Here is a 13,526-nt window from a genome sequence, read left to right on the forward strand (position 1 = left end):
TTTTTAATATGCCTTTCCCCAATAAACCATTGCATCTGCTTTCTTACCGCAGCAAACACATTCGTCTGTGATTTGTTCTTGTTCAAATGGGATACATCTTGAAGTTAATCCAACTACTTCTTTTATCTTCTCTTCACAAGCTAGATCCTTACACCACATTGCTTTAATAAATCCTTGTTTTGAGTCACCAATTTCTTTTAGTTCATTCATTGATTTAGCTTCATATGTTTTTTCTGTTCGGTTTTTTAACGCCTTTTCAAATAGTGAAGATTGAATTTCGTTTAGTAGGATTGAAATGTTTTCTTCTAATGAATCTAAAGAAACGATCGTTTTTTCACGTGTATCTCTTCTTACTAATACGGCTTGATTTTTTTCAATATCTTTAGGTCCAATTTCAACACGAACTGGTATACCTTTCATTTCATATTCATTAAATTTCCAGCCTGGCATTTTATCAGAAGTGTCAATTTTGACACGAGCAACCTTAGAAATACGGTCTTTTAATTCTGTCGCTTTTTCAATTACCCCTTCTTTATGCTGGGCAATTGGTATAACAATCACTTGTGTTGGTGCCACTTTTGGTGGTAATACTAGCCCACTATTATCACCGTGCACCATAATTAATGCTCCAATTACCCTAGTCGTCATCCCCCATGATGTTTGATGTACATATTGTCTTTTTGAAGTTTTATCAGTGTATTGAATATTAAATGCTTTTGCAAAACCATCTCCAAAATTGTGTGATGTTCCGCTTTGAAGAGCTTTACCGTCATGCATTAAGCTTTCAATTGTATAAGTAGCTTTTGCACCAGCAAATTTTTCTTTTTCAGTTTTTTGGCCTTTTATAACTGGAATGGCTAAAAAGTTTTCTAAGAAATTAGCATAGACATTCAGCATTTGAATTGTTTCTGCCTGAGCCTCTTCCGCTGTCGCATGAGCTGTATGGCCCTCTTGCCATAAAAATTCAGTCGTTCTTAAAAATGGTCTCGTTGTTTTTTCCCAACGCACAACCGAACACCATTGATTATAAAGTTTTGGTAAATCATTATAGCTTTCAACTGTTTTCGAAAAGTGCTCACAGAATAATGTTTCTGAAGTTGGCCGTATTGCAAGTGGTTCTGCTAACTCCTCATGTCCACCATGTGTAACCCAAGCAACTTCTGGTGCAAATCCTTCAACATGGTCAGCTTCTTTTTGCAATAAAGACTTTGGTATTAGAAGTGGCATATAAACATTTTCATGTTCAGTTTGTTTAAACTGGAAATCTAATTCTTTTTGAATATTTTCCCAAAGTGCATAGCCATGTGGTCTTAAAATCATGCAACCTTTAACACTTGAGTAATCAATTAATTCCGCTTTCTTAACGATGTCTGTGTACCATTGTGCAAAATCGACATCCATATCTGTAATAGCTTCTACAAATTTTTTAGTACTCATTTTTACAACCCCTTACTATTTTTTTATACAAAAAAACACCGAGAATAATCTAAAGGGACCATTCTCGGCGTTACCACCCTACTTACTATATAGAAATAGATACAAATAATGTAAAAGTGAATACAAAAAACGCCATGAATGACCTAAAGGGACCATTCATGGCGTTACCACCCTACTTATTATGTAATTAATCTACATAATCTCTTAACATCTTTAACGGGAAAACCGCTGTAGCCTACTCTAGTTCGGTACAGTGACTCCAAGGCTGGTTCGGTTTACTTACTTTAGGAATTTTCACCATTCATTCCCTCTCTAAAAAAGCGTATAAACTTACTATTCCTTATCTAAGTCGATTATTAATTTAAAATTATCATACGTTAACTAAAATAAACTGTCAATGAGTATTATACCCATTTTATTAAAAAATGTTACATTTCTTTATAAACTACATCATTTTTGTTTTTCTTTGTACGGCGTTTAGGTAAAGGTACTTCACTCAATAACATACCGCCTACGATAAAGGTTCCACCTATTATTGTTTGAATTGATAGTGTTTCGTCAGCAAAAACAACTGCTGTAAATGCAGCAAAAACAGGTTCTAAAATAAATATTAAAGCTGCTTTTGTAGATGAAATATGTTGTTGAGCAAACATTTGTACCCAAAAAGCAATACTAGTACAAAAAACTGCTGTTACAATTACCGCAAAAATAAAGGTTGGATTTACCCAAAGCTCCTTTGAAAACGAAACCGAGCTATCTTCAAAAATTAAGGAAAAAATTGAACTACTAATACCAACCGTTGCTAGCTGAATAGTAGTAAACGTCAATGCATCCATTTGTTTCGTGAATTTACCGGATAAAATAATATGAAAAGCAAATGCGATTGCACCAATCAGTGTTAATACATCACCAATATTAATTGAAAATGAATCACCTAAAGTTAAAAAGCTTAGTCCCAACATAGCAATTAGACATGCTATAACTGTCGACCAATTTGATTTTTCACGATAGACTAAGTATAAAAATACAGGAACCAACACTACGCATAAACCAGTAATAAAGCCTGATTTCGATGATGTAGTATATTTCAAACCAAATGTTTGAAGTAAGTAACCTAAAAACAACATAAATCCGATACCACTAGTAATGAAAATTTGCTTTAATGTTAACTTGCTTTTCTGTTTTCTTTTAATTAAAAATGGTAAAAGAACTAGAGTTGCAAGAATAAAACGGAATGCGTTAAATGCAAATGGTTCAACATAGGCGATCGCATTTTGGACTACTACAAATGTCGTCCCCCAGAGTAGTGTTACGATTACTAATGAGATGGTAGCTATTCTATCTATTCTCAATCTCTCATCCCCCCAAAGATGATGGTTACCATAAAAATACAGAAAAAAAAGATGTGACATAACACATCCCTGTAATTATGATTTTAATTTGGTACCTCATGTTAATTATATCTTTTATTTTATCATAATGTGAGGGCTTTTTGACTCAAAGTAATAAAAATTCGTTATTTCAATAAAATTACAACTTATCGTTCTAACTTCACATTGACTGACTTACTCCACATCCATATACTTAAATACAGTAAATAGAAAAAGGTGATTGGATTGGATTTTGAAATAACATTTTTATCATTTTATGTAGTAACAGTTGAAGGTAAAGGAGAACAATCCGATAAACGATATAAACATTTTCAAACATTGGATGAATCAATGTATGAAGAAAGTGCTTTAAAAGGATTTCTAGATGGTGAACTTGCACGAATAGTAAACCGTAAAGTAGAGCGACACCCCAAAAATGAGACAGTTCCAACAAAACTTGGCCATTTTATTGTGGAAGAAAATCATTCATTAGACTCGAATCCAAATTTTAATTTATTCCAAAGAATTCGTAATGCTAAGACAATAGAAGACTTTAAAAACGAAAATGAAACTTTAGTTATTAACTACATTGATACAAGTGCAGTTCGTGGCGGTGCATTTTTAGTTATTCAAGCAAAACTTAGAAAATATTTTGATGATCCTTTAGTATTTGTTTTGAAGTGTGATTTTGAACCAAAGGTCGCATCAATTTCAGACGAATCAACGTTAATCAAAACCGTTGAAATGGCAATAACTACAAAGAATATGAAATCGATTCAGTACCCGTATATGGAAGAATTAGGAATGCTTTCAGAAGGTGATTTAAAAATTCATCAGGCTTCACATGCCCGTTATTTCGAAGACTTTTTAAAATTTGTAACTTATTCAGAAACGATGCCTGAAATTGTTAAATCACAAGTAATGACGATGGTTTATGACAAAATTGAAGATGTATTTGAAGAAGAAAGCGCTGAAAGACAACAGTTTGATGCAGCAATGGAAGTATGGGCTGCAAGTCCAAAACGTGAGATTCAAGAACATTTCACATCTGAGGAAGTAATAGAAGCTGCCGCTCAAATTGTCGAACATACGCCAGAAATAGAATTATCTTTTAAAGCGGATCACTTCTCTGTTAAAGGAATGCTAGCTGATTTTGGAGAGAATCTACATATAGCCAAAGTTAATGGGCGTTATGTAGTCATTTTAGAAGCTGATGCTTTGCAATTTGAAAAAGGTTTCTCTCCTATTGAGTTTTTAAAGCCAGATGATCTTCATGTAATTGTAGATAGAATTGGCTCAAAATAAAGAACGATGGTTAACTATTATTTTAAGAATGAGTAAAAAAATACTCAAGTAACATAAAAAGCATAAAATGTGATTTATTTAAAATCACATTTTATGCCTTTTATTTTTATGAAAAACACAACTATCCTTATGATAGAATTAATATTAAAATTACAGATCCTTAATGGTTCTTAAAATATTGTTCAATTACCGAAGATATGCCACCAAATAAAATAATTGTAATAAAAAGATATCTCAATCTTACAGTTTTATTTTTTTTCCCTAAAAGTTTGCTAAGAAATCCATAACAAATTCTAAGAATATTTATCAAAATTATTATAGTAACAAAAAAATAAATAATATTTAAATACCAATAAGGAAAGATCCAGATGTCAATAAATTTTATTCCACAGTAAAATAGATTAATTAAAATTAAAAAACTTAAATCTATTTTGACATCATGTTTATATTTCCCCATTTCAAATAACCATTTAAAATATCTTTTAATATACGAAATCTTCTTCACCCCAGTTCAAGTTATGAATACTTATTTCGTTAAAATAATAAAAATCTCCTTTATTAAAGCTCTTTCATCACTTGAATTACTTTATCAAGATCCTCTTTTGAAACCCAGTAATGTGTTGCAAATCGCATCATTCCATCTTCATCCGGTGCAAAAATGATAATCCCATTTTCTTTAAAAATATTTTCAATTTCCTCTGGAGAACGTCTCATTTCTGTTATTTGAAAGAATACTAGATTGATATGCACTTGAGATAAATCAACTTTCACTCCAGGAATTTCGCTTAATTTATTTGCTAAATATTGTGCATTTTCATGGTCTTCATGTAGTCGTTTCGTCATTTTTTCTAATGCAACAATCCCTGCAGCAGCAAGGAAACCTGATTGTCTCCAGCCCCCACCTAATAATTTACGTTTCTTTCTTGCTTTTTCGATAAACTCTTTACTTCCCGCTAAAATTGAACCAACTGGAGCGCATAACCCCTTTGATAAACAGAACATTACACTATCACTATATTGGGCAATTTCTTTTGCATCAGTTTCTAAATACGTAGCTGCATTAAATATTCTTGCTCCATCTAGATGTACAGGAATATTTGCACTTTTTCCAATACTATAAACTTCCTTCATGTAATCAAGATCAACAACTGCTCCATTTGAATAAGCATTTTCTAAACAAATTAATGATGTTTCAGGATAATGTAAATCATCTGGTCTAATTGCCAGTTTAATTCGCTTAGTGTCCATTTTTCCATAAACAGTCTGAAGCGTTCGTAAATGAACACCTGCAATTATTGAAGCTGCTCCTACTTCATGTTCAAATATGTGACAATCTTCACCTAAAATTACTTCTGTACCTCGATCACAATGTGTAAATAATGCTAATTGGTTTCCAAACGTTCCACTTGGTACAAAAAGTGCAGCTTCCTTCCCAATCATCGACGCAGCTAGTTGTTCTAGTTTTACAACAGTTGGATCATCACCATAAACATCATCTCCAACTTCAGCATGAAACATCACTTCTCTCATTTCATCTGTTGGTTTTGTCACCGTATCACTTCTTAAATCAATTATTTGGGATTTCATTTTCATTCTCCTTTTTTATAATTTCTGAATTATCAAAAACAGACTGAGAGACGCATCGAAATAATATTCAGCCTATATTGATCCATCTCAACGCTGGAACATAATTTAAAGAATTATAGTTTAAGTTCCTTATTTTTTTTGAATTCAGCTAATCCAATTTTAATAAGTTTTTCGGTTATATATTCAATTCCAGTATGATACTCTGTTGCAATCTTTTTAATCTCTGTTTTAACTATATCTTCTACAAAAGTAGTCAATTGTTCTTGTTTACTCGTAAATACAATATAACCTGGTCTACTAGAGAGTTTCCCATCTATTAAACAATTATTTAGAATTTCGAAATCTTGTTCTATTTGTTCAGACCGATAAGGGATCTTAACTGGTTTTATTTCCACCTTAATCGAATGTTTTTCTATGAACAGATTCATATTTTGAACACCTATATGCTGATAAAAAGCATCGATTATCCCGAAAATTGGGGCACTAATCGATTGTGGAATCGGAAATTTAAAGATAATATTCCCTCTTTTTGTACTATGCTTTGTTTGCTTAAGTTCATAAGCCTTTACAAACCCGCATTCTACTAGTTCTGCCTTGCTTAATAGTTCACCCATATTCGTTTTAGCAACAAGTTCACCAGTTTCAGATAATTCAATAATGCGAGCTTTTTCATTTGAATCAGTTTTAAAGTATAACCCGAATAATAGATACTCCAAATCCTTTGTAAAATAAGATTTCTTCGTTGTTATGTTTTGGAATGATCGGTTTAATTTCTCTACCTCTTCAGTTGGTATAAAAACGGTCATTCTACCTTTAAAATTAATCTTTTTGGAATCTATTTTTCCAGATTTTATGTATTGATGAATTGTAGCTTTTGATACACCAAATTGATTAGCAGCTTCTAAAACTGTTAAGCCTTCTGGTTTTTCAGTAAACTGTTTTAATTTATTTACTTCCTCTATGAAAAACTTCATTGTTCCATCTATTTGCCAGTCATCATAAACAAGTTTTAATTTACCTAATTTAACATAATTATAAATTGTTTGCTTTGAAACCCCAAGTATTTCGACAACTTCATTTGTCGTAACGATTTCTCTAATTAATTGTTCCTGTTCGAACATAATCAATCCCCTTTTTTGGAGTATTTCAGTCTAATTAATTAACCGTATTATACCATATTAATTACAACGAATTATTGATAAATATTTAAATGCAGTTATATATAATATATTTACTTATAAATTAATTAATATATCTATTTTGTAATTAGTAGAATAATAATGTATTTTTCTACCATTTTCCTAAATAAAGTAATATAAATTATAACAATGTTATTTTACTTCCTAATTATTAAAAAACATTTGAAATAATACTCTAATTTTGGTCTGTAATGTATACTAGATAGTGAGGTGAATTGTATGTTATCTGAACCGAACCTACTTTTTTCAAATAGGAACCTTCCCCCTTCAAAAATAGATCGCCAATCGAACATAATAAATTTCCTAATCGATGAGTCAAATCTTTCTGAACTTATTCAATCGAGATTTGAAAATGAAAAAAATAATCGCCCGCTTTTTGAAGGTTTTTCAGATTTAGATATGATGTACTACTATGTCCAAAAAAGGAAAGACATCCAAACATCTAAACAAAGAAAAAGCAGTACAAAAACCGAATACATAAGAGAACTGTTACAATTCTATCGTTATTTGTATATTAGTGAAGAATTCTTACGCCAAGACGTTGGTGTTTATAATGAGACTTCCCTTTTTAAAAATATAAAACAAAGACATATCGATGCTTATCAACAATGGCTAACTAGCTATCAATATGGTCCGAATAATCAACTTTATAAAGTAACAACACTATCTAGAAAATTAGTCATACTTAAAAGCTTTTTTAAGTTTTTGTATGATACGAATTTTATAGAAGAGCAACTTTACACACGAATATTAGATGCAAAAATTACTAAGGATGATTTACCTAATAGAGATTTAGAAGAATATGAAGTAAAAGCTATTTTAGAATTTTATAAAGGTAATATATTAAAAACTACTTTAATTAAACTATTAGCAACTACAGGAATGCGTATTCGAGAATTAGCAGAAGCAAATTGGGGTAATGTTTCGAAGGATGCAAATGGGTATTGGCTTGAAATACTTGGAAAAGGAAATAAAAAGCGTGAAGTAAAATTATTACAACATGTTTATAATGACTTATGTAAATTAAGAGAACGCCGCCGATTATCTAATCTTATTATGAAGAGTGACACAAATCCCCTTTTTCCAACTAAAAATAATAATCATTACTCCTTTAAATATTTATCTAAATATGTAATCGAAATGATCAAAATGACAGGGCTACCTTTTGTCACAGACTCAAACAGAAATGGGAATATAAGTCCCCACTTCTTTCGACATCACTATGCATGCCGATCAATTGAAAAAGGAGCAAATATTTATCAAGTTAGCCGAAGTCTTGGCCACGAAAGTATTCAAACAACTGAACTATATTTAGCAAAAATGATGAATCGATTACAACATGCAAGTAACGTGTGGGATGATGATGAATATTAAAAATTACCCCCTCTTATTTAATAAGTGGGGGGTGTCTTATTTGGATTTATCAAAGTGAGTAATAACTCATAATTTTAGTTTACATAATAATATTATTTGTACTTTATTACTATCAATTTAAATTAGTTTTTTTAATATAATATAAAATGTGTTTTTATTATAAATAGTATAATTTCTTAATTAATTTGAATAATAGGCTGTTTTCGTGAACTTTGTTGCTATTATTGAAGTAGTTCGTGAATTTCCACTCCAAGATGCTAGCTTCAGTAGGGCGTCCGATGCCCACCTCTTCCCCATATAAAGTCTCATACCTTTCTTTTCATCAACTTCATTATTTACAATTTGTATTAAAACCTTTTAAAAACAAAAATCTTTACTAACTAAAATATATAAGGAGTGATTATATTGCCAGTAACAATAGTCGATACACTAATTCAGATTGAACCGTGGGTTGAGGCTGATTTTTCTTTACTTCGTCTTATGAATTCATATAAAATGATGCAACATCTTGGAGGTCCTGAACAATACAGGCAGATTTTAAATCGACACAAACGTTATCTTGAAATGGATAGACTTGGTGTTGGACATATGTACACAATTGTTTTACTTCCACATCGAAAAAAAATTGGAAGTGTTGGGTTTTGGGATCGATCATGGCAAAATAAACTTGTATATGAAATAGGCTGGAGTGTTCTTCCTCAATTCCAAGGTATGGGGATTGCAACAATAGCTGTCTCAAAAGCTATTACTCTTGCAAGTTTTGAACGAAAGCATAAAAATATCCATGCATTTCCTTCCGTTGAAAATCTAGCTTCTAACAAGATTTGCCAAAAACTCAACTTTTCATATATGGGGAAGTGCGAATTCGAATACCCACTAGGAACAATCATGCAAAGTAATAATTGGAGAATAAAGTTCAATGGCAAAAATGAGTAATCTAAAAAAAGAAGCTAAATCACTTAAGATTTAACTTCTTTCTAAATTATTTTATATTTGATAAATCAGTCTTCCAAGGTCCATTTTCAATGATCGAAGCACTAGTGATATTTAGACTTATATTCTTTTGTTTAAGATCTTTTAGTTCAATAGTGTATCCGTCAGGCTCAAACATTCCTCCTGACTTGTTACTATACGCGGATACTTCGAATTGTTGATTTCCTAATGGATATATATCTAATTGTAACAACCATTGGCTATCATTTTTATTTCGTTTTGGCATTACAATTTCTATTGAGTTCTTTGCAAATGTATCTCTTCTTACCTTTGCACCCTCAATTTTAATATTAGTACCAGGTAAAATTAGGTCTTGTAGAACTATCTCTTCATTTACATTTGAAGGAATTGGAATATTCCAATTTAGATTATTAAATGTTACCTGTCTTGAAATGGATGGAGTGATTAACGAAACTGTTTTTAAATTTAAATTGCTTGTTTTTGCTTTATACTTATATCTAACCGCCGAACTATTTTCGTTTGAAGTTAAATAACTTTTCCGTCCTTTGGAATCGACTAAATAAGCTTTAGATCTATTAAAATTGAAAGGGCTAATTTCTTCTTCTATGAGATAATTAATTAAAAGATTATTCTTTTCTTTTTTAACCATTGTTTTTAACTCAACATTTTTTATTGAATTACTTTTACTAAGTGAATAAACTTTATCAACTTCTTTTAATTTCAATTGATAATTATTCTTGCCTAAAATAAATTGTATAATGTTGTTACTTGGTTTTTCTAATTTAATTGACTTATCTACTAAAACCAGTTGATCCTCTGCAACCCCATCTGATCCTACACCATATATCTCTCTCTTTAAATCATACAGCTTATTATTAATTTTCAGATGAACTGGCTTACTATCCCAATATTTATAAAACTTCGAATAATCATCCTCACCTTCATTTTTTTTCTTTGTATCATATTCATATTCAATTAAAAAATAAGGGAGTTCATTATTAAAGGCTAAGTTATTAATTTTGAAGTTTTTATGGTCTCCGATGTAAGAATCAAATTCATAAAATGAACTTCCAGATTTATTATCAATTGACTCATTTATTAACGGGAGATAAGTTAAGTATTCGCTTGCCCATGCTCTGAACAATTCTGACTTATAAGTAATACTACTAATTAAGAACACAGCAGCCGCTGAATAAATAAATAGTTTCGACTTGAAATTTATTTTCTTTTTCTTTTTCTTATTGATTTTTGAAAATACTTTTTGTTCTATTTTTGATAATGAATCATTTTCGATGTCAACTTCTGAAAGTAATTCTTCTAGCTCGTATATTCCTTGCTTTGATTTAATAAATTCGTCCGTAATTTTATTTAATTCATTCAACTTTCTTCCCTCCTTCTTTCAAAAAAAATTCTTTCAAGTTTTTACGTATTCTCCACAATCTAGTATCTAAAGCTTTCCGATTGGTCTGTAAATCTTCGGCAATTGATTCTAAATCTTCATCAAAAAAACATCGTCGTATTAATAGATGTCTGTCATTTACATTAAGAGTTTGAACAAAACTTTTAACATCAATTTCAGTTTCAATTTTCTGGTGATCCAAATGATTATCACTTATCATTTCTTCGTTGAGCATTGATGTGTTTACATTTTTTTCTGCTTTTCGTTTCCAATCTAGCGCTTTATATTTTGCAATGATATAGACCCATGTTTTTAATGAACCTTTATCGGGTTCATATTCTTCGCATTTTTCCCAGACCGAAATAAATACATCAGAAACTAATTCTTCTATATCTTCTTTCACTCCAATTTGTCCCATTATTTTAAAACATAGAGCATAAACATTTCGTTTCATTTCTTTCATTAAATAATTGAGTCCTTCTTGATCTCTTTTACAAATGGCGGATATGATTTGTTTCTCATCCATCCTCTCACCTCGTTCTTTTCTCTCTACTGTATACTTCGTAAAATTTTGAGCATTTCTCACACAAAATTTTAAATTTTATAGTTTTCATTTTTGTTTTTCAATATAATGGAAAGAAGTCACTTTTATATAAAAATTTTAATATTGTTTTAGAAAAATTTATTAAATAGAGAATCCTCAAGAAATTGATTGGACCGGATATGCGAGACTCCTGTGGTAGTAAGCGTGAAGGTGAGACCCCAGAGGTTCTTATGCACAGAGGAGGCTCTCCAACCGCTCATCGGAAAGCGAGCATCCTAGAGTGGAAATCTACATTCCCCCATGAATAATAGCACAAATTTTAAGAATAGAGCTAAAAAAAAAAGCTGAATCCATTAAAATGGTTCAGCTTTACATACATATTATTCAAAATAAAATAATGCATCGTGAGAAGTATTTGTTTGATAATAATTTACTAGTTCTTCCACAGATATTCCTCTAATTTCGGCTATATCATTAAAACTCATATCATAATGATATGACAGTTCATGTAGAGATAATGCTGGGTCATTCGCTAAAAGTTCATAATCAGGTATATTATCAAATTGTTGAGACATACTCATCACTTCCTTTTACAGTTTCTTATTATCCTTTCCTAAAATTTACAAATTTAGTCAAGATTCGTAAAAAGAAATGATTAGTAAATTATAAAAATTTAAGTTAGGTGGTCACATGATTCAAACTATATTACACGCAACATTATTGGCTTTTGGATTGATTCTACCATTAGGAGTACAAAACGTTTTTATATTCCAACAAGGAGCAGCACAGAAAAAATTTCTTCATGTTTTACCAGTTGTGATTACAGCTTCGGTCTGTGATACAATCTTAATCGCTTTGTCTGTTACAGGTGTTTCAGTACTAATTTTGGCTTCAGCATATTTAAAGACTGCACTTTTATCATTCGGAATTATTTTTTTATTTTATATGGGCTGGCAAACATGGAAGAGTAAATCTTCTAGTATTAAAGCCTCTCAAGATACATTTACAATAAAAAGACAAATTCTTTTCGCGGCATCTGTTTCTCTTCTAAATCCTCATGCGATTTTAGATACAATTGGAATTATTGGAACCAATTCTCTCCAATACGAAGGAACTGAGAAAATTGTTTTTGCTTTAACTTGTATTACAGTTTCTTGGATTTGGTTTACTTCACTTGCAATTGCTGGCAGAACAATTGGTAAATTAGATCAAACTGGAAAAATCATGATAACGATAAATAAGATTTCAGCTATTATTATTTGGAGTATTTCAGTGTATTTATTCTATTCCTTAATTCAAACATTTTTTTAAAAGAAAAACCCCACTTTTTTGTGGGGTTTACTATTAACAATCAATTATTTCTGATACTCTAACATGTAAAATATCAATTAACTCTTCATCCATAAAATGATAATCATCAGGAATATCCAGATTGACAATTTTTTTATCTGGTAGAATCAATCCAAATTTTTCTTTTATTCTCCTTAAATGCTTTTTTTCCATTACAAAAATGATGTCAGCCCATCCAATATGCCCTTCTGTTACTTTTATTCTGGCTCCAGTTTCGGTGCCAGCAGATCTAGCCTGATGTCCATTTTGTAGGTGAAATATCTTTTCAGCAGTTGGACTTCTCCACTGATTTTTACTGCAAATAAATAATAATTTGATACAACTTCACATCCTATATTCTACTTTTCTTAATTTAACTTTCATTTAAGTTATCTACTTTTAACCAATAAGATATGACCTAAATGATGGTTACTATGCCACGCATATAAAGCTATTAAATAATCAATCGTCATTTTGATCTTAGATTCCGGATGATAACAAGTTCGTTGAAATTGTTCCTCAGATAAAGATTCTAACAATTGAACATATCGTGTATGTACTCCATCCAAAATTTTCAATGAACTTTGAATTTCACTATTTGAGTCACTTAGCGTAATCCAAGCATTTTCATCATAAGGTTTAATAGTTGGATTATCTTCAGTCAGTGCTAATTTTATCCTAATTAAACTATTCATATGACTATCTGCAACATGATGAATTACTTGTATTGGTGTCCAACCACCATCACGATAAGGAATATTCTTTTCTGTTACTGATAATGAATTAATTGCATCTTCAAATCGTTTAGGGGCATTTTTTAAAATTCCAATAAATTCTTTGCGAAGTACTTGAGTATAACTAGCTGGTTCAGTAAATTTGCCAATCGGATATTTTAATTTCTCCATGTTATAATCCCCTCTAATTCTTTATTTTTCAAATCAATAACAACAGTTCTATTATAAGAATTTTATTCACGCTTTCCAATATAAAAAACAACAAAGTCATGACTGACTTTGTTGTTTAATTAA

General features: G+C 30.7%; 13 protein-coding genes and 1 other annotated feature. Of the genes, 4 read left to right on the plus strand and 9 right to left on the minus strand.

Annotated features, from left to right (window positions below; all coding sequences use genetic code 11):
• Positions 1-3: 3 nt before the first annotated feature.
• Entirely contained in the window at positions 4-1,437 is a 1,434-nt protein-coding gene (gene proS / locus B7R65_RS00870; RefSeq protein WP_088040856.1) for a proline--tRNA ligase, read from the minus strand.
• Positions 1,438-1,581: 144 nt separating this feature from the next.
• Positions 1,582-1,793, minus strand: a binding site (T-box leader).
• 72 nt (positions 1,794-1,865) lie between these two features.
• On the minus strand, positions 1,866-2,789 hold the full coding sequence (locus tag B7R65_RS00875; protein WP_179194723.1) for a DMT family transporter: 924 nt from the start codon (positions 2,787-2,789) through the stop codon (positions 1,866-1,868).
• Between the two features lie 264 nt (positions 2,790-3,053).
• Here B7R65_RS00875 and B7R65_RS00880 point away from each other — a divergent pair, with 264 nt between their 5' ends.
• The gene (locus B7R65_RS00880; RefSeq protein WP_088040860.1) at positions 3,054-4,112 is read left to right on the plus strand and encodes a DUF3900 domain-containing protein; all 1,059 of its coding nucleotides are present in this window, start codon (positions 3,054-3,056) and stop codon (positions 4,110-4,112) included.
• 558 nt (positions 4,113-4,670) lie between these two features.
• Here B7R65_RS00880 and ltaE read toward each other — a convergent pair.
• Together ltaE and B7R65_RS00890 are read right to left on the minus strand one after the other, a co-directional pair.
• Positions 4,671-5,699, minus strand: coding sequence for a low-specificity L-threonine aldolase (gene ltaE / locus B7R65_RS00885; protein ID WP_088040862.1), 1,029 nt, complete (start codon positions 5,697-5,699; stop codon positions 4,671-4,673).
• Positions 5,700-5,812: 113 nt separating this feature from the next.
• On the minus strand, positions 5,813-6,820 hold the full coding sequence (locus B7R65_RS00890) for a helix-turn-helix domain-containing protein (RefSeq protein ID WP_088040863.1): 1,008 nt from the start codon (positions 6,818-6,820) through the stop codon (positions 5,813-5,815).
• Positions 6,821-7,117: 297 nt separating this feature from the next.
• Here B7R65_RS00890 and B7R65_RS00895 point away from each other — a divergent pair, with 297 nt between their 5' ends.
• A complete protein-coding gene (locus B7R65_RS00895) occupies positions 7,118-8,272 on the plus strand; it encodes a tyrosine-type recombinase/integrase (protein ID WP_088040864.1) in 1,155 nt (384 codons plus the stop codon).
• Positions 8,273-8,677: 405 nt separating this feature from the next.
• Positions 8,678-9,208, plus strand: a complete 531-nt coding sequence (locus B7R65_RS00900) for a GNAT family N-acetyltransferase (RefSeq protein WP_256941110.1) — start codon at positions 8,678-8,680, stop codon at positions 9,206-9,208.
• Positions 9,209-9,254: 46 nt separating this feature from the next.
• Here the strand turns inward: B7R65_RS00900 and B7R65_RS00905 are convergent, their stop codons facing one another.
• The 3 genes from B7R65_RS00905 to B7R65_RS00915 all read right to left on the minus strand — a co-directional run bounded on the left by B7R65_RS00905 (position 9,255) and on the right by B7R65_RS00915 (position 11,744).
• The gene (locus B7R65_RS00905; RefSeq protein ID WP_088040865.1) at positions 9,255-10,607 is read right to left on the minus strand and encodes a hypothetical protein; all 1,353 of its coding nucleotides are present in this window, start codon (positions 10,605-10,607) and stop codon (positions 9,255-9,257) included.
• Positions 10,600-11,151, minus strand: a complete 552-nt coding sequence (locus B7R65_RS00910) for a sigma-70 family RNA polymerase sigma factor (RefSeq protein ID WP_088040866.1) — start codon at positions 11,149-11,151, stop codon at positions 10,600-10,602. The genes B7R65_RS00905 and B7R65_RS00910 overlap by 8 nt, the downstream gene beginning before the upstream one ends.
• Before the next feature lie 398 nt (positions 11,152-11,549).
• The gene (locus B7R65_RS00915) at positions 11,550-11,744 is read right to left on the minus strand and encodes a hypothetical protein (protein WP_088040867.1); all 195 of its coding nucleotides are present in this window, start codon (positions 11,742-11,744) and stop codon (positions 11,550-11,552) included.
• Positions 11,745-11,859: 115 nt separating this feature from the next.
• Between B7R65_RS00915 and B7R65_RS00920 the strand changes: the two genes are divergently transcribed.
• Positions 11,860-12,480, plus strand: coding sequence for a LysE/ArgO family amino acid transporter (locus B7R65_RS00920; RefSeq protein WP_088040868.1), 621 nt, complete (start codon positions 11,860-11,862; stop codon positions 12,478-12,480).
• 33 nt (positions 12,481-12,513) lie between these two features.
• On the opposite strand, the gene B7R65_RS21470 is transcribed toward B7R65_RS00920, so the two are convergent.
• Entirely contained in the window at positions 12,514-12,837 is a 324-nt protein-coding gene (locus tag B7R65_RS21470; RefSeq protein WP_088040869.1) for a low molecular weight protein tyrosine phosphatase family protein, read from the minus strand.
• Between the two features lie 50 nt (positions 12,838-12,887).
• Complete coding sequence (locus B7R65_RS00930) at positions 12,888-13,403, minus strand: YfiT family bacillithiol transferase (RefSeq protein ID WP_088040870.1); 516 nt, start codon at positions 13,401-13,403, stop codon at positions 12,888-12,890.
• Positions 13,404-13,526 lie beyond the last annotated feature (123 nt).

The organism is Bacillus sp. EAC (assembly GCF_002156875.1).
GTDB lineage: Bacteria > Bacillota > Bacilli > Bacillales > Bacillaceae_G > Gottfriedia.

Coding starts and splice junctions, on each gene's coding strand:
- proS (WP_088040856.1), bottom strand. CDS start 1,437: ATGAGTACTAAAAAATTTGTAGAAGCTATTACAGATATGGATGTCGAT.
- ltaE (WP_088040862.1), bottom strand. CDS start 5,699: ATGAAATCCCAAATAATTGATTTAAGAAGTGATACGGTGACAAAACCA.
- B7R65_RS00890 (WP_088040863.1), bottom strand. CDS start 6,820: ATGTTCGAACAGGAACAATTAATTAGAGAAATCGTTACGACAAATGAA.
- B7R65_RS00895 (WP_088040864.1), top strand. CDS start 7,118: ATGTTATCTGAACCGAACCTACTTTTTTCAAATAGGAACCTTCCCCCT.
- B7R65_RS00910 (WP_088040866.1), bottom strand. CDS start 11,151: ATGGATGAGAAACAAATCATATCCGCCATTTGTAAAAGAGATCAAGAA.
- B7R65_RS00915 (WP_088040867.1), bottom strand. CDS start 11,744: ATGTCTCAACAATTTGATAATATACCTGATTATGAACTTTTAGCGAAT.
- B7R65_RS00920 (WP_088040868.1), top strand. CDS start 11,860: ATGATTCAAACTATATTACACGCAACATTATTGGCTTTTGGATTGATT.
- B7R65_RS00930 (WP_088040870.1), bottom strand. CDS start 13,403: ATGGAGAAATTAAAATATCCGATTGGCAAATTTACTGAACCAGCTAGT.